The sequence below is a fragment of the Arthrobacter glacialis genome, from assembly GCF_002909415.1.
GTDB lineage: Bacteria > Actinomycetota > Actinomycetes > Actinomycetales > Micrococcaceae > Specibacter > Specibacter glacialis.
Genome location: NZ_PPXB01000006.1, coordinates 213,413 through 234,669 on the forward strand (window position 1 = coordinate 213,413; position 21,257 = coordinate 234,669).

General features: G+C 61.5%; 17 protein-coding genes and 1 pseudogene. 11 read left to right on the forward strand and 7 right to left on the reverse strand.

Going from position 1 to position 21,257, the window contains the following annotated elements; translation table 11 throughout:
- The first annotated feature begins 147 nt into the window (after positions 1-147).
- From CVS28_RS09570 to CVS28_RS09590, 6 genes are all read left to right on the forward strand, one after another.
- On the forward strand, positions 148-393 hold the full coding sequence (locus CVS28_RS09570; RefSeq protein WP_103481362.1) for a hypothetical protein: 246 nt from the start codon (positions 148-150) through the stop codon (positions 391-393).
- Between the two features lie 555 nt (positions 394-948).
- Positions 949-1,281 carry a helix-turn-helix domain-containing protein gene (locus CVS28_RS19405; protein WP_133159093.1) on the forward strand — a complete coding sequence of 111 codons (333 nt, stop codon included), beginning with the start codon at positions 949-951 and terminating at the stop codon, positions 1,279-1,281.
- 380 nt (positions 1,282-1,661) lie between these two features.
- Positions 1,662-2,222 (forward strand): nucleoside/nucleotide kinase family protein, encoded by a 561-nt coding sequence (locus tag CVS28_RS09575; RefSeq protein WP_103481363.1) that lies wholly within the window; start codon positions 1,662-1,664, stop codon positions 2,220-2,222.
- Positions 2,223-2,595: 373 nt separating this feature from the next.
- Positions 2,596-3,657 carry a PDDEXK family nuclease gene (locus CVS28_RS09580; protein ID WP_103481364.1) on the forward strand — a complete coding sequence of 354 codons (1,062 nt, stop codon included), beginning with the start codon at positions 2,596-2,598 and terminating at the stop codon, positions 3,655-3,657.
- A 437-nt stretch (positions 3,658-4,094) separates the two neighbouring features.
- Entirely contained in the window at positions 4,095-4,367 is a 273-nt protein-coding gene (locus tag CVS28_RS09585; protein WP_133159094.1) for a hypothetical protein, read from the forward strand.
- 5 nt (positions 4,368-4,372) lie between these two features.
- Complete coding sequence (locus tag CVS28_RS09590; RefSeq protein WP_103481366.1) at positions 4,373-5,896, forward strand: CYTH and CHAD domain-containing protein; 1,524 nt, start codon at positions 4,373-4,375, stop codon at positions 5,894-5,896.
- 489 nt (positions 5,897-6,385) lie between these two features.
- On the opposite strand, the gene CVS28_RS09600 is transcribed toward CVS28_RS09590, so the two are convergent.
- The 4 genes from CVS28_RS09600 to CVS28_RS09615 all read right to left on the reverse strand — a co-directional run bounded on the left by CVS28_RS09600 (position 6,386) and on the right by CVS28_RS09615 (position 11,382).
- Complete coding sequence (locus CVS28_RS09600; RefSeq protein WP_103465477.1) at positions 6,386-6,622, reverse strand: hypothetical protein; 237 nt, start codon at positions 6,620-6,622, stop codon at positions 6,386-6,388.
- Positions 6,591-7,133, reverse strand: coding sequence for a RidA family protein (locus CVS28_RS20440; protein ID WP_103481368.1), 543 nt, complete (start codon positions 7,131-7,133; stop codon positions 6,591-6,593). The genes CVS28_RS09600 and CVS28_RS20440 overlap by 32 nt, the downstream gene beginning before the upstream one ends.
- A gap of 872 nt (positions 7,134-8,005) precedes the next feature.
- On the reverse strand, positions 8,006-9,178 hold the full coding sequence (locus tag CVS28_RS09610) for a serine hydrolase domain-containing protein (protein WP_103481369.1): 1,173 nt from the start codon (positions 9,176-9,178) through the stop codon (positions 8,006-8,008).
- Positions 9,179-9,795: 617 nt separating this feature from the next.
- Entirely contained in the window at positions 9,796-11,382 is a 1,587-nt protein-coding gene (locus CVS28_RS09615; RefSeq protein ID WP_103481370.1) for an alkaline phosphatase D family protein, read from the reverse strand.
- Between the two features lie 184 nt (positions 11,383-11,566).
- Between CVS28_RS09615 and CVS28_RS09620 the strand changes: the two are divergent.
- Positions 11,567-12,531 (forward strand): annotated as a pseudogene (locus CVS28_RS09620) (acyl-CoA thioesterase).
- A gap of 810 nt (positions 12,532-13,341) precedes the next feature.
- On the opposite strand, the gene CVS28_RS09625 reads toward CVS28_RS09620, so the two are convergent.
- The gene (locus tag CVS28_RS09625) at positions 13,342-14,409 is read right to left on the reverse strand and encodes an LLM class flavin-dependent oxidoreductase (RefSeq protein WP_103465473.1); all 1,068 of its coding nucleotides are present in this window, start codon (positions 14,407-14,409) and stop codon (positions 13,342-13,344) included.
- A 96-nt stretch (positions 14,410-14,505) separates the two neighbouring features.
- Between CVS28_RS09625 and CVS28_RS09630 the strand changes: the two genes are divergently transcribed.
- The gene (locus CVS28_RS09630) at positions 14,506-15,096 is read left to right on the forward strand and encodes a CGNR zinc finger domain-containing protein (RefSeq protein ID WP_103465472.1); all 591 of its coding nucleotides are present in this window, start codon (positions 14,506-14,508) and stop codon (positions 15,094-15,096) included.
- 45 nt (positions 15,097-15,141) lie between these two features.
- Here CVS28_RS09630 and CVS28_RS09635 read toward each other — a convergent pair whose 3' ends face one another.
- Positions 15,142-16,089, reverse strand: a complete 948-nt coding sequence (locus tag CVS28_RS09635) for a GlxA family transcriptional regulator (RefSeq protein WP_103465471.1) — start codon at positions 16,087-16,089, stop codon at positions 15,142-15,144.
- A gap of 63 nt (positions 16,090-16,152) precedes the next feature.
- Here CVS28_RS09635 and CVS28_RS09640 point away from each other — a divergent pair, with 63 nt between their 5' ends.
- Both CVS28_RS09640 and CVS28_RS09645 read left to right on the forward strand, forming a co-directional pair.
- Positions 16,153-16,842, forward strand: coding sequence for an isochorismatase family protein (locus tag CVS28_RS09640; RefSeq protein ID WP_341476404.1), 690 nt, complete (start codon positions 16,153-16,155; stop codon positions 16,840-16,842).
- A 92-nt stretch (positions 16,843-16,934) separates the two neighbouring features.
- Positions 16,935-18,287 (forward strand): flavin monoamine oxidase family protein, encoded by a 1,353-nt coding sequence (locus CVS28_RS09645; protein ID WP_103465620.1) that lies wholly within the window; start codon positions 16,935-16,937, stop codon positions 18,285-18,287.
- 128 nt (positions 18,288-18,415) lie between these two features.
- On the opposite strand, the gene CVS28_RS09650 is transcribed toward CVS28_RS09645, so the two are convergent.
- Complete coding sequence (locus tag CVS28_RS09650; RefSeq protein ID WP_103465470.1) at positions 18,416-19,363, reverse strand: hypothetical protein; 948 nt, start codon at positions 19,361-19,363, stop codon at positions 18,416-18,418.
- Between the two features lie 207 nt (positions 19,364-19,570).
- Between CVS28_RS09650 and CVS28_RS09655 the strand changes: the two genes are divergently transcribed.
- A complete protein-coding gene (locus CVS28_RS09655; protein ID WP_103481371.1) occupies positions 19,571-21,247 on the forward strand; it encodes a serine hydrolase in 1,677 nt (558 codons plus the stop codon).
- Positions 21,248-21,257: the final 10 nt, after the last annotated feature.

Here is a 21,257-nt window from a genome sequence, read left to right on the forward strand (position 1 = left end):
CGTTGAAAGTCTCTTCCAATCCCCACCGGTCGCGCTAGATCTGCTCACCTGGCAGGCACCGGAACGACTCCAACGCACCGGCGTCCCATAGCCGAACCCTCCTCAATAGGCGATCATCTTTCTATATTGGAATCGATAGGGTGAGCCATGAATTCTCCGCAACAACGGAAGCCCTCGCTTGTCCCAGAAATACTTATTTTGGTCATATCCGTGACGTTCTTCCTGATTCCTACATTGCTTTCAGCGGAGTTTCGCGACCAATGGCAGTCGATCATCATCATCCAAGTCCTACTTACGGTGGCGATGGTGGTCTACCTCGTGTGGTTCATGCGGAAAATGCGGGATGATTATTGGCGCGGACGAGGCAAAGACACCGGGCATCCCGAGCTATAGGGATCGCCCTCTATTCTGTTGAGAATCGAGCCGGCGTGTATTCCCAGTTGAGGTTCTCCATAATGGAACACAAAACAGCCATTTCCCAACTGTGAAATATCCCCATTCTGATCTAGCCGTCGCACTGGCCGAACTTCAAGGCTCCCCAGCGTTGACGGCGCCCCAATCTCGAGGCCACCCACCAGAGCCCAGGCCCAGGCGTCAGGCGTCAAATGGTAACCACGGACGGTAAACCTGTACTGCCCCGAGGAGGATCGCTGACGAACCTCCTTTCACTGAGGCCGCGGTCAGGCCGCAATAATGGCAAGGCTTCAGCGGTGCCACTCATCTTTTACCCATCTAATTCAACCGAAGACTACGGTGATTGCTGACATGCCGTAGTAGCAAAATGGGACGACAATTCGCGAAAATACAAGAATTTTGATAGACAACAGCACCCATGAGAATCGAGACGGTGAGATTCTCTTGGTCGTGGGTCCAATTCCCGCCCGTGGCACGTTTATGGCTCTGACCTGCGGTAATGTTCCGCAGGTCAGAGCCGCATAAGGTCAAAAAGTGCCCAAGTCAACTTTTAGTCATCTTTTTCAGCACGGGGCACTCATCTTTTTCAACATTCAGTCGCAAAAAATGGCTAGATTCCGTGGTTCTCACCTTCCCGAACGCGGTCGGGAAGTTACTGGCAACAATAGGACCTTCGATCGTCCCGGACCCAGGGAAGCGCTGGCCGCCTGCCGGGTAAACAACCCAAGCTTTTGCGAAACACAGGATGCCCACCTGGTCTCTGTTCACCGGGCCGGAACGCACCCCACGGGTGCACTTGCCGAACTCTTCGCGGTATCTCGCTCAACCGTCTACCGCACCATCAAACGCGCTGGCGACGCCGAATGACCATTTAGCGTGAATGTCCGTACCGATCCACCTCGGACACCGCCATGGACAAGTGGATCAGCGGCCTGGGAAAGATCTGACTCGAATTCAAGGGCATGGTGGAGGAGCGGGCGTTCTCGCAGCTCATCGCGTCTCACTCCCCCTATAGCTGAATTTGTTCCGCTTGGCGGCGGACCCAGTGCTATTCATGGCAAATACACAGCCCGTCGGCGGCATCGAATCGATCTGTTGTTCGTTGGAACAGAGTGAGCACCCACCGATTCAACAACCGGAGCCCTTTGTCTTCATGCCGTCCAGCCGCGTCCCCGACACTTTCCGACCGACCCGAGCCACAGCCTGCAGATGCCCATTCGGATGATTCCTCGCGCCGCCGGACCATCGTGCTGCTGGGAATCGACGGAGCTGGCAAGACCACGACTGCAACAGCCCTCGTGGCGTCCTTACGCGATTCCGGGGCCCGCGCCCAGCTGCTGCGCAACCCGGCCGGGCGCCGCTGGATGACTCGTGTGGCCGCCCGGTTCGGGACGGCGCTGACGCCGGCCTGGGCAAACCGACTCGAGTCGGTTGTGCGATGCACCAATGTCCTGCTCGCCCACACCCGGGCCGTCGGATTTCACGGAACCACCGTCATGGATCGTCATGTGGCGTGCCAGCTGGTCCTGCGGTCCGTCCGCGGTCTGCCCCAAGGAGCCGTTTTGCCGTGGCTGCTGGCTAGGCTTCCGCGCCCTGATGCGATCATCCTCATTGACGTCTCTGCCGACCTCGCCCATTCCCGGATCCTTTTGCGCGGGGAGGACAGCGAGACTCTTTCCTACTTGAAATCGTCGCGCGAGGCCTACTTGGAGATTGCGCGGGCAAGGGGCTGGCACATCATTGACGGATCCGGCACGACACGGCAGGTGGCGCTGGATGCCATGCGGGCCGCGTCCCGCACCGATTGAGGCGACCCACCTTCGCCCACTTAGCCTTGCCACGGCAGAGCCAACTGGTGTTGCACCCTATCGGGCCACCCAACCCTGCTGGCGAAGCAGGCCCATGCGCAAACAAGGCAGCATATTGCCACGGCATGGTGACGATCTGGGTCGTGACTGCCCCATGTTGCCGGGCCAGGACCTGGGCATGAGCCATCAATGTTCCCACACGCCTTGGCTTTCAGAGTGACCTTCGGCGCCGGCCAGACTCCCAACCCGTCCCCAATGAAGGAACCTTCACCGGACACCGAAAGTCCGCGACCGAATAAACCGCTCATGGAAGTCCGCCACACGGCGCTGACCATCCCTGCTACTCTTCCCCCAAGGGAATTGAGGCCATTTCATGGGCATTCTGATCCGCGACGCGGAGAGCGATTGGCATGAGCCCGCTGGCACGGGCTACGAGAATGAAAAAGCACTACAGCAGATATTGCACGACCACCCAAACCTGGTGCCCGGCGTCTCCGAGCAGGCCGTAGCGTGCCGCGAATTCCAGTCCGGTGCCGGTCCAGCGGACGTCGTCATCTTGGACACACAGGGGAAGCTGACCCTCGTAGAGTGCAAGCTGGCTGCGAATCCGCAGGTGCGCCGCGAGGTGATCGGGCAAGTCCTCGACTACGCATCCAAGATGTGGCGCATGGACATGGAGGAGTTCGAGCGGGTATGGCGGCACACCGACGGCGGCCGGATCTCCCCGTTCGAGGAGCTGGACGACCAAGATGGCCGGATTAGGACTGCGGTGAAGGAGAACCTCACATCCGGCCGGTTTAATCTTGTCCTCGCCGTCGACGATCTGAACGACGACGTCAAGCGGATCGTTGAGTTCCTCAACGCCGTAACCGTCCCCGCAACGGGGGTAATCGTCGTCGAATTCACGCATGCTCAGGATGGGGACGTCGAGATCCTCATCCCAACCGCGTACGGTACCGATCTCGTCGAGGCTAAAGCCGCAGCGCCCGCCGCGAGCGTGCGGACCTGGGGAGAGGCAGACTTCCTGGCCTGGTGCGATGTAAATGACCCGCCGGCGACGCCACTGATCCTCGAGTTTTTGGGCTCATTGCGGTCCGCCGGGTTCCATATTGTCGGCGGCAGAGAACAGACCCCGTCCTTGAACTGCTCGATCACCTCGCCTCGAGGCGTGAGGTGGCCGGTGGCCCTGTATGCTTTCGCTTCCTCGAAAGAGGTCTCGGCGAAGGTCGAGGTGAGGTTCCCCGACTATCGACGGCAGCCCGAAATACGGGAGGCACTCGCGCAAGGGGTGGAGGCGATCCCCGGAATCCCGATCCCCGTCGGCCTCGTACGGCAATCCGACTTCAGGAAGCGGCCGAACATCCCAGCCCGAGACTTTACTGCCGAACAGCTGCGGACATTGCCGACGGCGGTGGCGGCCGCGATCCGCGGCTAAAGCTTGACCACCTTCCACGGTCGTGCAAGCCCGGCGCGCCTAGGCCTCGCAGCGGTGAGCAGAGCCTCGAAGAGTAGATCCAGCCGAGACGCGCACGCTTCGCACATACTGGAATCTCCGCGACTCGCGTGTTAGACGCAATCACACGAGTGCTGTCAGCTTCCGAAGTCGCCTGAACAGCTGACCCAAGCCTTCCGAACACCCTTCACTCAGAGACTGAAGGGTACCCGATTGGGGAACGGCTAACGGGCACCCGCTGCACCATCGCATGGCAGGAAACAGTGACCGGACCTTTGCCGGGCAGAGTTTTCAGGGTCTGGCCGGGCTCGTCCTTCGGGTTCTACAATCGAGGTGGACGCAAACGGTTATGGCACTCCCGGGACACGCCCACGGGGGACCAGCCCATGTTGATGCGGTGCCGACAAAGGATGCTCACCATGCCCAATATCCCGGCATTCATCGACGCATTACAGCCCGAAGATCTGGCCATTCTGCGTCAGCGCGGCCCGAACCAGGTCCTTGACAGGGCCATGGTTCATGCATTCGACCGCGCCGCCGGCGGGCCCGGCGAGGGTCGCGGCTACTACGTAGTCCGCGACCGTCTGGAACCCTTGGCCCACCCGGATCACCGTCGCTACTATCTGCGCGAGGACGTCGCCGCTGCGGTCTTCGCGGCGCGGCTAGAAGGCGCGTCCGGGGCGGGTTCCTGAGCGCCATGGCATCCCCGGGGGGCGTCGAAACCGAACAGAAGTACGAGGCCGACGCCGCAAGCGCCCTGCCGGCCCTGCTGGATATTCCGGGAGTGGAACGGGTCGCGGAACCGATGCAGGACCGTCTCGAGGCCGTCTACTTCGATACCGCCACCTTGGCCTTGGCAGCCCGCCGGATCACCCTCCGGCGCCGCACGGGCGGTACCGACAACGGTTGGAACCTCAAGCTTCCTGTGGGACTTGACCGGCGGCAGGAGGTCCATGCCCCGCTGGGCCAGCCAGAGAGCGTACCGGAAAAGTTGCTTGACCGCGTACTGGTCTACACCCGCGGCGAAGACCTGGTGCCCGTCGCCCGGCTGAGCACCGGGCGCACCACCTACCGGCTCTACGGACCCGGCGGGAACCACCTGGCAGACTTCGCCGACGACCTGGTTCACGCCGAAGCACTGCACCCGCCCGGACCGGGGGTGGATTGGCGCGAATGGGAGATCGAACTAGTCCACGGCACCAGTGACTTCTTTGCCGCCGCAGCGGACGCGCTCACCGCCACGGGCGCGGATCGTTCCCGGTACGGCTCGAAACTTGCTAGGGCGCTAGGGGATGCATTCCCACCCGAGGTTGCCACCGGCACGGGCGTGTCGCACAAGAAAGGGCCGGTAATCGATGTCGTGACCGCCTACCTGGACGGGCAAATCAGCGAACTACTCGCTCAGGACCCCGGGGTCCGGTTGAGGAGCCCGGAGGCCCTCCACCGGATGAGATCCGCGACCCGTCGGTTCCGCTCCACCCTGACCACGTACCGCGGCCTCTTCAGCAGAACCGAGGTCAGGACGCTCGAAGATGGCCTGAAATGGCTGGCCCGGATTCTGGGCCGCCCCCGCGATGCCGAGGTCATGCGCGAAAGGCTCCGCCAGCACCTCCGGAACTTGCCCAAGGGGCTCCGGACCAGAACCGTGTCCGGGCCGGTCGAACACGCCCTCGGTTCCGCCTACAACGCCGGCTACAAGGAGGTGCTGAAGACCCTTGAGTCCGACCGCTACTACCGGCTGTTGGACGGCCTCGAACATTTCCGGGACCATCCTCCCACTAGGCCCCGGGCCTTCAGGCCCGCTCGCAAGGAGACAGCCAGGCTGGTTAACAAGGCGGCCAAAAGCCTAGACCGCTCACACCAGGCCGCTGCACACGCCAAAGCCGGTAGTGCCCGGGATGCTGCACTCCATCAGGTCCGCAAGGATGCCAAGCGGCTACGGCACGCCGCCGAATCCGTTGCCGGAATCCATGGAAAGCGCGCCCGCACATTGTTCAGGTCCGCCCATCGGCTCCAGAGGATTCTGGGCATCCACCAGGACAGTGTGGTAGCCCGTGTATTCCTGAACAGCCTGGGCGAGGATACAGCCCTGCCCGAAGGAACAACTCTTGTGTACCGCCGTATCCACGATGTGGAGGAACGCGTCGCTCGCGCTGCGGAGAAGAAATACATCAAAGCCCGGAAAAAGGCCTCCGGGCTCCGGATCGACCACCGGTCATGAGCGAAAGTGGGCCTTTGTTGCCCCCCGGGGCATACCACCGGTCCAGGTCATCACCGTGCCCGGAACCTGACGAACGCGCAAGCGAAAGGTACGCCGTCCGCCTGTGGTTGTCCGGATCTTGATGGTGCAGCCATGGCGGACCTCGGCCTGAATCCGGAGGATGCCAAAGGGCCAGGCCGTGTAATTTCCGTGGTCCGTGATGATGTCCCACCCGGTGGAGCAATCGGCGTCGATCAAAATGGTTTGCTGCGCTGCCCGGTTCCGTTTGGAGGCGCCGGGTGTGTCACCCTATCCCCAACAGGCCCAGATTTCTCGGTTCGCAAATACTTCGTCGTAAAAACGCGTTGGCTTGTGGAGCGCTGATTCCCCGGGAAGTAGAGTGCCACGCCGAGACGATGCATTGTCGCTTCAACCTGTCCGTTGCGGGAATCGGAAGCGGGATCATAGGCCCGTTTGCAGTCATGAATTGTTGATGCGGAATCGGATTGGCTATTCGCTCTCTGATTCCTCATCGTTCGCTATTAGCTCTATCCAGTCGGTTGCCTCATCTGAGAGGGAAAATCCTTCGCGCCCGTCGTCGCCAACCCAAGAAGTGTCTGCCGTTGGTTGTCCTGCCACAGCCATGATCTGATCCAGAATACTTGGCGGCACGATGTCACCGTTGTTGTTGATTAACCATTGCTGGGTTGAAGAGTTAAGTAGTGGCCACCAGTCCTGAATGCTCATGGCCCCATTCTGACACCGAACCGCCCGTAACTGGAAGGGTGAGCGGATGCGTTCTAGAACCCGACGACGGTGTCGATCTGAACCTTCGCACCCAAAGGGAGTGCCGCGACCTGGACCGTGGTGCGGACCGGGAACGGCTCACGCAAGGGCCTGGCAAGGCGGCGTTGATCGCTTCAAAATCTTTGTAGGCGGTCAGGTAGATCGTGGTGCGTAGGACATTCGAAAGGCTCAGGCTGAGTTCACCCAGCAGCGTTTTCAGGTTGTTCACCATCGCCTCACACTGCAAAGCAAAGTCGTCTGAGACAAGCGAACCATCATCGGTTCGCTGACCGATGATTCCGGCGGTGTAGCCAGTATCCCCGTGTCGCACGAAGTGTGAGAACGGTGCCGTGGACTGGTGGAGAAGGGGACTTAAGCGATGTTCAGGCATGGATAGTGAATTCTCCCGACTTTCGTATGGAAGAAGCGACCGGCACGATATTTGCAACGTTGCATTAATGCCGCGTGGCATCGCCTACGTGCCGCACTTGTCGTCGGCCGCCCGCGTCAGATCGGAGGGTCCACAAGAAGGTCCTTCACAAAACAAGCGGTGCCCTAACCTGCCTTTTGGATTAATCGGCTCGCGGAGTGTCCGTATGCCCCGTCCGGTTGCTTGTCGGGTGAGCGGGCGGTCATACGGCACGGTTCTTGACACCGACTGATTCGCGTTCCGGCCAACAGGGAGATTGACCGACTTTTCCATCCACTCCCCTGGGCAAAACGGCACCAGAAGGCCTACTTCGTGACACACCCCGGCAGCCTGGCCAACCCGAGCGAAACCTGCGAACAGTCCACCACCAGGAGCTTCGGCGAAGTTTGGCCGAAGCACGTCACGTTTTGCTCTCGTTATTCAACGAAAACCCATGCCAATCCTTGGCATGCGAAAAGGGGCCCCGATGTCACGACCACCCGTGGAAACTAGCAGTTTTTGGCGGCCAACGGAGGCTGTTGGCATGAGAGTCCTGCGTTTCTCTTGGTCGTGGGCTCAATTCCCGCCCGGGGCACCATGTGATGTGTCGCGACATCGTTGACTGATGTAGAACGACATCATTGACAGAGGCTCTCGCTCCTGCGGGAGGGAGCTCCTGTTTTATCTTGGGTTGGTAGCTTTTGTTGCGGTCTATGGCGTGCTCGACCAGCAATTTGCCGGTGCTGGGGATTACTACCGGATCACGGCTATGGGCACGCCATTGGCAAGGTGCCCCAAGATCCGGTCAACGGGCAGACTCCCCGTGCCGGAGCAGCCTGGGCCAGTCGGGTGTGTACCCCAGCCGGAGTCTTGCGATCTGGCCAGCCTCGGACACAGTGATGGAGAAGGCCGAGGCCCTTACCCGTGTCGTCCAGCTAACAGCTGAGGTCGAGCGCCGTGCGTGCGGCCCTCATCAGGGCCTCCCCGCCGAAGGGATTGACGGGATCAAAATCTGCAGGGTCCCATGACTCCGGCGGATGCGTGATGGCGATCGTCACTTGCCTTGCGCCGTCCGCACTGTTCAGTGCCATGGTGCGGTACCCGGCCCCTTCGCCCCCATGACCATAGTAAAAGCCTCCACAAACGTCCACCCACCGCATCAGCCCCATGCCAAAGAAGCCAAAGGGGGCCTGCTGCATCTCGCGGACCGTGGCGGGCTTTAGGAGCTGCCCACCCAATAGGGCCGCATAGAAGGTGTTTACGTCGGCGACGGTCGAGACCACACCGCCCGCCGCGTTGCCCATCATGCCCCCAAAGTAGGCCGAGTCCAACCGTTCACCGTCAACGACGACATGACCGTGAACCATCGTGGGAGGAACTGTACCGGTGCTCATCAAATGCGTGCTGACCATCCCCAGCGGTTCAAAAACTTCGTTCCGCAGAATCTCGGCCACCGGCTGGCCGCGAAGGCGCTCCAGAAGGAGGCCGAGCACAAGGTGGTTCGAGTTCGAGTAGTCTGAACCGCTGCCCGGAGCCAGCACCCAGGGCATTGTCGTTGCAAGTGCCAGCCCCTCCGCCGGCGATATCGACTGGGTTAACGCTTGACGCATGGGACGTGAGGTGTAGAGTGCCTGTTCGTAGCTGGGGAGCCCGGATTCATGCCGCAGGAGGTGCTCTACCGTGACGGGACCCGGGGGCTTCACCAGGCTGTCGAATTCCGGGAGGTGCTTGGCCACCGGGTCCTTGAATTGCACGAGGCCTTCCTCCACCAGTTTGAGCACAGAAACAGCCACCATGGACTTGGTGACACTGGCGATATGCGTAGGGTCCGTAACTTCGGCGGGGTCCGGGCTGCCCACGCTTCGGACCCCGACGGCGTGCGACCAGACGTCGCCGTTGATCCGTGCCTCGATCAAAACTGCCCCAGCCCCAAGGTCCAGCAGGTTTCTACTGAAATCCTCCAAATCGGTCTTGTACCTGACGACCGCCGCGCTGCTTTGCTCAGGCGCCGGCGGGGCCCCGGTGCAGCCGGTCAGGACCAAGGCCAGGATGGCAGTCAGGATCATTGGGCGCCGGGCTGCGGATGGGGATTCTGGGTACTCCGACATGACATCACGCCCCTGCTAGGTCGGGCGGCGCCGTCAACAAGCGCGCAGGCTGCACCGGTACCGCCCATGTTCCTCAGGTCTAGGGTCAGGGTCAAGAGTGCGACGAGCCTCTCTAATGGTTATTGGCAGGCCTGGTGCCCGCTGGCAGGATTGATGTTGATCCATCATGGGTGACTCAACGAGACTCTGGCTGCTGTGAACCCAGCGTGCTTTGTAGATGGCTTGTCCGCCAAGAAGGATCAGCATCAGCCTGGCCCCTTGCCGTCGCTTGATAAAAGGTTGGCCGAACGGTCATCAACGCTTTGAAATGGAGGATCACCGCCATGACTATCGTTGCAGAAAAGTACGCTCACGTCATCGGTGTCGACACACACACACACACACACACACACACACGGACCCACACCTGCGCCATTGTCAGTACTGGAACCGGTGCCCGCACTGCCTGCGAGGCTGAAACCCCAATCTCGAGAAACCCGGAGCCGGTGAAGTCGTCAGCGCGTTCACATGCGAACCCTGACGGACTCGTGGCTCCGATGGACATTTAGGTCTGGAGTTTCCGGCTGCACAGGAGACCGGAAGGCCATGACTCGGCCTTCCGGTCTCGATTGCAGCTTTTACTTCGCTTGAAGCCCGCGAATTCCGTCCTGGATGACGAAGGACGCCTTCGTGCTGACGGCAGCTCCGGGCGTCGTGACGTAGTCAAGTGTCCGGAAGTCCGCGGTCAGTGCGTCCTTGGTGATCTTGGTGTTCACGTAGCCGCGGTTGTCGTTGTAGAACTTCAGGTGCGGGTTCCACCCCATGGTCGAATCTGTGGTGGCACCCGAGCCATTGCCTGTGGAGGTAATGGAGGTGCACACCAGTTCCGAGCCAACCACAGGTGATGCTGGATCCTTGTAATCCACCTTGAGATCGTTGGCCCAGTTGCGGTGCACGTCACCGGTCAGAACGACGGCGTTGCGAACGTTCGCATCCACCCAGCCTTGGGTGATGCGGCGGCGGGAGGCGGCATAGCCGTCCCAGCCGTCCATGGAGACGTCGTCAATATCGAGAGCCTTGTTCCTGTCCCGCTCCGCGAAGAACACCTGCTGGCCCAGAATGTCCCAGCGCTGTGTGGAGTTCTTGAAGCCGTCCAGCAGCCACTTCTCCTGCTCGTCACCGGTGATGCTACGATCCTCGGCCAAACGCTCGGCCACATTCTTCTGCCAGCCATCGCCGGCCAGCTGGTCGTCGCGGTACTGCCGGGTATCCATCATGTGAAAATTGGCCAGCTGGCCCCACTGGATGGTGCGGTAGATCTTCATGTCGAACCCTGCCGGCACGGACGAGGGTCGCAGCGGCATGTTCTCGTAGTACGCCTGGAAGGCCGCTGTCCGGCGCTGCCGGAAACGCTCAGTGGTGTCGTTGAGCTGGTTGGCATCCCTATTCTCGGGAACCTCATCCGCCCAGTTGTTGTCGACTTCGTGGTCGTCCCAGACCACCAGCCACGGTGCGATTGCGTGCGCAGCCTGCAGATCGGCATCGGACTTGTACTGTGCGTGACGTTGCCGGTACCCCTGCAGTGTGGAAGTCTCCGGCCCCTGGTGGTCGCGCGGGTTACCGCCGCCGATCACGTAACTGCCCTTCTTGTATTCGTACATGTAGTCGCCCAAGTGCAGCACCAGGTCCGGGTGATCCTGGGCCAGCCTTGAGTAAGCCGTGAAATAGCCGTGCTCGTACTGCGAGCAGCTGGCGAATGCCATGGCCAACGACGACGGCGTTTCATGCCGGGCCGGACTGGTGAGGGTGCGGCCAATGGGACTGATGTGGCGGCCGGTGCGGAAGCGGTAGTAGTACTCGCGGCCCGGACGCAGCCCGCGCAGCTCCACATGGACGGAGTGAGCGGTTTCGATTCGCGCGTGCTCCACGCCGCGTGCAACCACGGTGCGCATGTTTGCGTCTTCCGCGACCTCCCAGGCCACGGCGACGTTCCGGGAGGGCATGCCGCCCAGGCCATCTTCGGCCAACGGATCCAACGCCAGTCGGGTCCAGATCACGAATCCATCCGGCCACGGCTCGCCGGAAGCGATGCCTAGGAGGAAGGGATCGCTACGAATGCCGGAGTTGTCCGCCACGGAAGTGGCAAAGGCGGCACCCGGCACTGCGACAACGAGACCGGCGCCAAGGCCGGCGGAAAGTATTGCTCTACGTGAAATGTTATCCATGCCTGCCAACTTAGTAAGGCCGATTTAACAAGTCCTGCGGATGTCATGAATATACGACTAACTGCGCATCAACATTCATATCGAGTCTCATTTCCCCGACGGAAGGACGTCGGTTGTGACGCAAGAGTCCCCTGATGAGACTTAAGAACGAAACGACAGCCCTCGAGCTAAAGAGAATCGTGCAATGAGTGAGACCGTCGCCAATTCCGCAACCCTCCGTTTTCTTGCCGCCCCCACCGACGTCGGGCACAGCGGCTCCGTGGATGCCGGCACCGTGCCCGTGTGGGTGGACAAGGCAGCCTACGCGGCCGCCGTCGGCTGGGCCAAGTCCTATTGTGTGACGGCCTACGTAGGTAACATCCACTTTGCGGACCCCGTCAACAGTGGCGACATGGTGGAAGTTGAGGCGACAGTTGTTTACACCGGACGGTCGTCGATGCATATTCGCACTGTGGTGTCCTCGGGCGATCCGAGGGGAGGCATCCCCACGATGCGCAGTCAGTGCATCGTTATTTTCGTGGCCGTGGATGCGGACGGCAAGCCCACCTCGGTGATATCTTTTGTGCCGACCACGGCTCTGGAGGTTCACAGCGCGATGATGCCCTGGCTCGAATTAGGGTCCGCGAAGAAATCGTGGACGCCATGAAGGCCCAGGAATATAGCGATGCCGGAACAGCCGAGCGCGTTGTCCTGAGGTTCCTTGCGGCACCCACTGACGTGAACTGGGGCGGGAAGGTACACGGCGGGATTGTCATGAAGTGGATCGACGAGGCCGCCTATGTGTGCGCGACCAGATACTGCGGAAATGCCACAGTGGCCGTGTTCTCAGGCGGTGTCCGCTTCTACCGGCCGTTGCTGATCGGCCACGTTGTCGAAGTCGAGGCACGGCTGGTTTACACCGGGACGAAGGGCATGCACGTCGCCGTGCATGCCCTTTCGGGAGATCCCAAAGGAGGCGAGATACACCTGACCACTTACTGCCTGACCGTCATGGTGACACGGGACGCCGCCGGAAACTCGGTTCCTGTCCCATCGTGGGCTCCCGTCACCAACGAGGACAAGCGCCTTCACGCCCACGCCCGGGATCTGCTCGAAATTCGTGGCCGGGTACCCGAGAACAGGCTCCCGAACCACTTGCTGCAAGGCTAAACGTCCGACGGCGCAGCGCACGGCAGCTGGAAACGGTGCAATGAGTGAATACACACCATGCGCCGCTTGCCTTACCTGCCGCCCGGAATTGGTGCGGCGTCCCGGCTTCAACCACCAGGATGTCGCCGACTACCGCGGGGTGAGCCCCGCCGTCGGCCGTCACTGTTGGCCAATCTGACAAATCCTGCCCGCTCGAACAAACCCTGAAGCGGTAGCTTTGACGGCATCGACAGACTAGCCAACCTGCACAAATGGCCGCGAAGGGCCATGGTGGTAGTCCCGTGGCCACGACTCCTATCCGGACGAAAGTCCCGTCCCAACGTTGACGACGTTCGGTTATCGGGGCGTCGCCCGATGTCACCGGTCCCTGATCCCGGGAATGTACTGGTGGGGACAGACAGTGGTCTTCAAAGCGCAATATGGGATCGCTGATGAACCTGCTTTAATGGATGCGCAGTCAAAAAGAAAGACATCGTAGGGCACGGAAGAGTTACTCCCCTTTTGCCGTTCACGGGCGCATGGGTTGCGAGATGCCACGGATTTAGAACGACATGACACTTGAGGGTTGGCGTGGATAAGTATTGAGCCTCCGATCGCCGTACTCCCGGCACGTGCAACGTCGGTGAGCAAGGAACTATCCGTAGAAACAAATGCTTTCCGACCTGTCTCATCGACCTTCCAGCTCACGGAATTCGGCGATCATGCCCCAAGAAGCTTTTGCCTCTTGAGGTCCAACTTGGTCGACTTGGTCAAGTCCCGCGGAGTGATGTAACCGTTTTCCTTCACCATCAATTCCGGTGAATCCGGGCCTTAGTTGGTGGGCATGCCGTAGTGGTCAGCAATCAGTTCCACGGTGCGCGCTTGCGCGCGGCGCGAATGCCCATTAACAACCAGCATCACCTCGTTGACACTGGTTTGGGCTTGGAGCTTCTCCAAGCCCTTTGCCACTTCGGCGGCGGTTCCGTGTATGTTTCGATCGGTGTATTCCTCAATAATCTGTCGCTCCTGGAAGGTGGCCTGATAAGCCTCTACTTCATCCGGAGGAAGCAGGGAGTAGGGTTTGCCCTGGAACATTCTCAACATGGCCATGGCCCCGGAGGCGGACTGACGACGCGCCTCGACCCGGTCCTCGTCGGCGACAACCCCAACGCTTACTAGACTGTACGGCTCTGCGAGGAAGCGCGATGGGCGGAAGTTCTCGCGGTAGATCCGCAGGGCGGTCAGGATGTCGGCACTGCCAAACTGCAGCGCGAAGGCATACGGTCGACCGAGCTGGGCGGCCAATTGTGCGGAGTAGGGTGATGATCCCAGAATCCAGATATCAGCGCTGGTCTCCGGTTGCGGGACCCGGTTTTGCTCGGCCTGCCAGGGACCCGGCACGGCGGGCACATCTTTGTAGGGGTGACCTTCGGGGAAATCATTTCCCAGGAATCCCAACAGTTCTGCGACTTGCTCGGGAAAGCTGTCATTTGCCGCGTGGTTGCGGCGCAGGGCCGCAGCGGTTGCTCCATCGGTGCCCGGTGCCCGCCCCAGACCGAGGTCGATTCGCCCCGGGGCCATCGCCTCGAGCATGCCGATCTGTTCCGCGATCACCAGAGGCACATGGTTGGGCAGCATGATCCCTCCCGCTCCTAACCTGATGCGGGTGGTCTCGCCGGTGAGCCTGGCCATCATGAGTTGTGGCGATGGGATCGATGCGCCGGGCATGGCATGGTGTTCGGACATCCAGAACCGCTGGTATCCTCGCCGATCGGCCAGCTGCGCCAACGAGATAACTTCATCGTAGGATTCTTGGGCTGAAACACCGACACCAGTAAGTGCATTGTCGAGTACCGACAAAACGAAGGGGGCGGTGCCGGAAAGACTTGGCTTGCTCATGAACTACCTCACTTATCACGGGATAATGTTGTTTTTGACGTGATAATCCACTGTAGGGGTTTATCACGCCAAAGTGCAACTGATACCGTGAGTACTATGACAAAGGTCCCCCTGCCCCCCGCCCCAGGCACCGCCGAACATCCGTGCCTAGCGTTGGTTAACAGCATCGTAACGCTGCCCGGCGGGCACCGGGTCGATGAGCTCAACAACCCGGAAAATGCCACCGAATGGCTTGTGATGCACGACCTCGCACCCGTTGACACCGGATTGCTGACCTACTGCCAACTTCAGCTCACGGATCTAAGGGAGAACCTCCGCAGGGTGCTGGAGTCGCACACCGAAGGCGTTGCGCCCAACGCTGAGTCGATGGACAGCATCAACCGTGCCTTGACGGCAGTGCCCAGCGCGGCGTTGCTGCAATACGACTTCACTAAAGGGCTGCTGCGGGTTGCGAACCACCCCACGACTCAGCTCGTCGATCACGCCATGGCTCAAATCGCCGAGGATGCCGCCGCGTTGTTGACCGGCCCGGATGGGCACCGCATCGCGAGCTGCGCCTCCGCACCGTGTGATCGGTTCATGGTTCGAACGCATGCAAGGAGGCAGTGGTGCTCAGAACGCTGCGGCGCCAGGCAGCGGGCCAATCGCGCCTATGCCCGTAAACTGGACACCTCTCCGGCCGGATGACCTGGGCGCTTCCATGGCACTTCAAGGATGAGCCTCGAGAGAAACCTAGCGACTGGTGAAGCGGGTTCGGTAGGAAGTCGGGGTCGTGGCATAGGCCGCGACGAAGTTCTGGCGAAAGGTCACCGGACTGCCGAAGCCGCAGGACTCTGCAATGCGGGCAATACTCCAATTTGTGGTCTCCAGCAGTTGCCGGGCATCGTCGAGCCGACGACCCAGTACCCAGCGCGCCGGTGAAAGCCCTGTGACTTCCTTGAACCTGCGAGTGAAATTCCGTTTGCTCATGGTGGCGTGCGCCGCCAAGGCCTCCACCTCAAGGTCCTGGTCCAGGTTCGCCAGCGCCCACTCAATTGTCCTGCCCAAGGGCCCGTCCATGTCAGGATCCTGAAGTGGCCGGGCAATGTACTGAGCCTGATCGCCTTCACGGTGCGGGGCGATGACGATATGACGCGCCACGGCCGCCGCGGCCACCGAACCCAGACGTGTTCGCACAATATGCAGGCAAGCATCCAAGGCCGAAGCGGTGCCAGCCGAGGTGAGCACATCACCGTGGTCTATATAGAGCGCGGAGTCGTCAAACGCCACGGCATGCGCCTTGACCGCCACGGCCAGGGCGGCATCCCAATGCGTCACCGCCGTGCGGCCATCAAGGACGCCGCTGCACGCCACCGGATATGCACCCAGGCACAGGCCCGCAATCATGGCTCCCCGCTCATGGGAATCTCGTACCAGTCGAAGGAGGGCCTCGGAGGGATCAGGCAACCCTGACAACCACGATGGAAACACCACAAGGTCAGCATCATCGGCAACCTCGGGCCCGAAGACGTCCCCAATCACGTACCCTTCGGCACTGCGCACCGACTGGCCGACCTCGGTAAAAACCCGCGCCTGCCAGTCGTCGCCCAGGCCAAGCCGCGCGACTTCGCCGAAGACGAGTAGCGGGGTCGCCAGGTGGAACATGGTCATGCCGTCGAAGGCGTGGATGGCAATCTTCATCTTGGCCTATTTCCATCGAAGATGTGCATATACGCCACTCACTGTACCTGAGAGTCCGATGACATGCTGGAATCACCAACCAAAGACAACGAATGGGAGCCCACCATGGCTGCACTGCGCCGCGCACTCGTCATCATTGATGTGCAGAATGACTACTTCACCGCTGGGGGACCGCTGGAGATCCAGTACCCAGATCGCCATGAGTCCCTGGCCAACATCACTAAGGCAATAGATCTCGCCGAAGCGCAGGGGATGCTTGTTGCCGTGGTTCAGCACCAGTACCCGGCCGGGGCCCCGGTCTTCGCCGAGGGTTCGGAGGGCTGGAAGCTGCATCCGGAGATTTCCGCCCGCCGCAAGGATTCGTGGAAGCATATCGTCAAGAGCTACGCCAGTGTCTTCGCCGGTACCGACTTCGAAGCTTGGCTGCGATCCAACGATATCGAGGCCATCACAGTGGTGGGCTACATGACCAACAACTGCGATCTGGCCACCGCAGCGGCCGCCGAACCGCTTGGCTTCGAGGTTGAAGTGCTCTCCGATGCCAGTGGCGCGGTCCACCTAGCGAACGAGGCTGGTCAGGTCGGCGCGCAGCAGCTGCACGAGACGCTGATGGTACTGCTGCATTCCAACTTTGCCACCGTTACCACCACGAATGACTGGATCCACGCCGTCGAGTCCGGGGCCGCCCTGCCCAAGGGCGGCCTGGGATCCTCCGCCGTGCAGGGTCAGGCCGCGTTCGCGCCAGTAGCCTGACCAATTAGATGCCTTTGACCTAAGGCTGGGGCTGTATCGCTACAGCCCCAGCCTTAGTTATGTGACTGAATGAGTATGTGGAGGATCTTGGCATGTTTGACGTGGACGTAGTTGTCGTGGGTGGGGGCCTAGCCGGCCTCAGTGCCGCACGAAAGTTGGTAGCGGCAGGCAAGACAGCGATCGTTCTTGAAGCCCGTGACCGGGTGGCAGGCCGAAACATGGGTGGCTTTCTCAGCAACGGAGTTCCCGTGGAGATGGGAGGCCAATGGGTCGGCCCCACGCAGGATGCGGTGCTTGGGCTCATCGAGGAGCTGGGACTCGAGACTTTCCACAGCTTCGATCAGGGCGAAGCCCTGACCATGTTCGACGGGAACTTGGTTCGCTACTCGGATAGGACGTTCGGGCTTCCGCCTGAATCGGCCGTGGAGGTTGGCCGGCTCTGGGACCAGCTGGAAGACTTGGCTTCAACGGTGGCGATTGGTGAACCTTGGGAAACCAAGGGGGCCCATGACTTGGACCGCCAGACCCTTGACTCCTGGCTCGTCTCCCACACCGAAGACAGCCTCGCCCGACGGTTCTTCCGCATCCTCGTCCCTGCGCTGTTCTCTGCCGAGTCTCCCGAACTTTCACTCCTGCACTTTCTTTTCTACGTCAAATCCGGGACCAGTCTGGATTCACTGATGAACACCACCGGAGGTGCCCAAGAGAGACGGGTCGTCGGCGGAACTCACCTCATTTCTGAACGGATGGCCGAAGCGCTGGGCAATGCGGTAAGGCTCAATAGCGTGGTTCGGACCATCCACCAGAACGGGACCGGCGTCGTCGTCGAGTATGAGGGCGGTAGCGTCACAGCGCAGCACGTCATCGTCGCGATACCGCAAACGCTGGCCGGTCGGATACGGTACTCCCCTCCCCTTCCCGCGCTGCGCGATGGGCTCACCCAGCAGATGCCAGCCGGAGCCGTCATCAAGTTCCACATCGGATATGACACGCCATTCTGGCGCGAGGACGGACTCAACGGCAGTGTGTGGAGTTTCGACGACGCTTTCAATGTCGTCTTGGACAACAGCCCGAATGACGGATCCTGCGGGGTGTTGGTCGGCTTCCTTGAAGGCTCCCATGCCCGCACCGCCAGTTTGATGGGCGCAGAGGAACGCCGCGGACTCGTCATCGAGGCCCTGGTGAAGTACTTCGGAGAGAAGGCAGCTGATCCGTTCGACATCGTGGAGCAGGACTGGACGGCTGAGGAATTCACCCGCGGATGCTACGGCGGACGGCTTGGTGCCGGCGCCTGGACGCAATACGGCAAGGCTCTCGCTGCCCCAGTGGACCGCATCCACTGGGCAGGCGCGGAGACCTCCTCAATCTGGAACGGCTACATGGACGGCGCGATCCGCTCCGGTCTCCGTGCAGCGGATGAAATCCTCCACACCACACTGAACTAACAGACCGACGGGACTCTAAGGTGCTCGCGCAATCTCTGGCGCAGGTTCGAGCGCCTAGGTGTGGCGCAGTCATGATGAGGCCATTCTACGATCCGTCCTGACACGACGGCGGTCGAAGGCACCACCGCTCAGCGCGCGGTGGGCTTCCCGTCCGCGGCCCACGCCACACCCAAGGCGAACAATGTGGACACGCCGTACTGCTCCATTGCCGCCGCAATCCGACGCCGACCCGTTCGGGGGTTGATCCCGAGCCTGCGAGATGCCGCGTCGAGAGTGACGCCCTGCTTCATCAGCACAAGAAGCGGCGCCCACGGCTGCTCCACACCACCGACCGGCTCGCCGCGTCGCCAGAGCTCGCGGAACAGGCTTCGGCCCAACTCGGCGAGGGACGCGCTACGGACTCCGACCACGCTGGACGGCCACCCCTCGCCCCATTCGATCGGCAAGGCGAGCACGTCGCCATCAATCCAGAACCAACTCGGAAGGCCGTCGAGAACGCGGAACTCCACCCCAACGGCCACGTAGCGCTCGGCGATCGCCACGAGCCGGGCGTCCCCTGCCATCGAACGCGGGAGAATGGCTCGCACCGATCGCTTGCCGGCGAACATCTCCGCAAAACGGCTGGCGCGCGCGGGATCGGTCTGCAAGTAGCGTCCTAGATCGGGAAGCACTGACCAGGCCGTGTCGCTGCCCTCCCGCGCAATGTCGTACCAGAGGTCTTCTGCCGCCTGCGGCCCATGTCGCACGAAAACGGGAACGAGATCACCGGAGGCCTCGCCCACAGCCCAGTGACGCAGCAGAGCCGGTAGGTCTGCAACGAGCGCCTCGATTCGCGAGGCAGCCTCGTCCGCCGTCTGCCGCATCGCACGCATTTCGCGTTCGACGACGTCGGCCGTCCACATCGCCGGCGTAGCGTACGCGATCATGCCATCGCGCACCGAAATCGCACCTCCGCGCGCGAGACGCGCAACGGCGTCGGCGGCCTCGCCCTCATCCGCGTGCGCAGTGGTGGCTAGCTCCGCCACCGTCTCAGGGCGGCTGCGGTAGATCAGTTCGAGCAGTTCCCTATCTTCCATGTCCACCTCCGGAGCGCGTGTAGAAACCATTATGGCGCATGTGACCGGATCCGGACGCCCTCTAGAGGCCATGTCCGGAAGAGGTGGTTGTTGTGTCCGCTTCCGTCCATGCACAATTATCTCTATGGGCACCGGAAGCCATAACTTCGTATGCGCGCGTAGGAAGCCATGGACTCCGCTAGCAGATAGTCAACCGGAGGCAGCGACATGAACGGCATGAGCAGCACGAACAAGGGCATCGCACGTATTGTCGCCGTCTCGACGGTGGCAGCACTCACGCTGGGAATGGCGGCGTGCACCGCGGGTACAACCGGAGAACCGGCGTCCTCGAGCGGGCCCGCCGTCACCATCGGCGAGGCACCCAGTCAGGACGTCGTCGATCTCTACACGGATCGTGACACAGCAGTGGCCGCGGCCGTCGCTGCCCTTCCCCAGTTCATCGAGAAGGCGCTCAAGCAGACAGGAGTGCCCGGCGCGGGAGTCGCTGTCGTCTCGAACGGTAAAGTCGTCTTCGAAGAGGGATACGGTGTGCGGGACGTAACGACGAAGGAACCCGTAGACGTCAAGACCGTGTTTCAGATCGCGTCTTTGTCCAAGCCCCTCTCGTCGAGCGTTGCGGCCAAAGCGATCACCGAAGACGCCGACCTGTCGTGGGAGGATCCGGTCGTCAAATACCTCCCCGACTTCGCACTGAAGGATCCGTATGTGACCGAGCATGGAAAGATCGCCGATTTCTTCTCGCACCGCACCGGCATTCCAACCGGTGGCGGCGATGACCTCGAGGACATCGGCTTCGATGTCGACTACATCATGGCCCGCATGAACCAGATTCCTCTGGCGTCGTTCCGCGACACATACCAGTACTCCAACTTCGGATTGACCGTGGGCGGCCAAGCGGTCGCGGCGTCGCGCGGGCAAACGTGGGCGCAGACCGCGCACGAACTGCTGTTCGAGCCGCTCGGCATGACTTCGACGACCACCGTCCATGACGAATACCTCGCCGCAGATGATCGCGCGGCGATGCACGCGCGGACCGGAGAAGGAAAGTACGAGCAGCTGTTCGACCGTGACGCTGATGCCGAGGCTCCCGCAGGCGGTGTCGCCTCCACTGCCGGCGACATTGCGAAGTGGATGAATATGGTGCTGGCCAACGGAGAGGTCGACGGCGCTGAATTCATCGACCCGCTCGTGCTCGCAAAGACCTATTCCGCCCACTCGATCACCGGCGGCGATGCCAAGAACCTGACATCGCGCACCTCGCACTACGGCTTCGGCACGAACGTCGGTGCCACCGTGACCGGCCGCGTCAACATCAACCACTCCGGCGCATTCGGGTGGGGTACCGCCACCAATGCCACGATGATCCCCGATCTGAACCTCGGGATCGTCGTGCTCACGAACGGAGCGCCGTCGGGAGTTCCGGAGGCGGTCGTTGCGGAATTCGTCGACCTCGTTCAGTTCGGTGAGGAGACACGCCCCTGGTTGGACCTGTGGCCCACCGTCTTCGCGGACTTCGCCGACCCGGCGGGCGACCTCGTCGGCGAGAAGCCCCCCACAGGCGCCGCGGCAGCGGGTCCGGCCGGCGACTACGTCGGCACGTACACGAGCCCCTACTTCGGCAAATTCGTCGTGACTGAGGAGAACGGTACCCTCACCGGCGCGCTCGGCCCCGAGGGCGGCTACACGTTCAAGATCGATCCGTGGAACGGCGACATGCTGTCCTTCGTGCCCACCGGTGAGAATGCGCTCCCCGGTTCACTCTCCTCGGCGGTCTTCGTCCGCAAGGATGCGCAGATCACCGGGGTCACCCTGACGTACTTCAACAAGTTCCCGGGGCCTGGGCAGGAGCCTCACGGGCTCGGCGTTTTCACCCGGGCCGGCTGAACCTCGATCC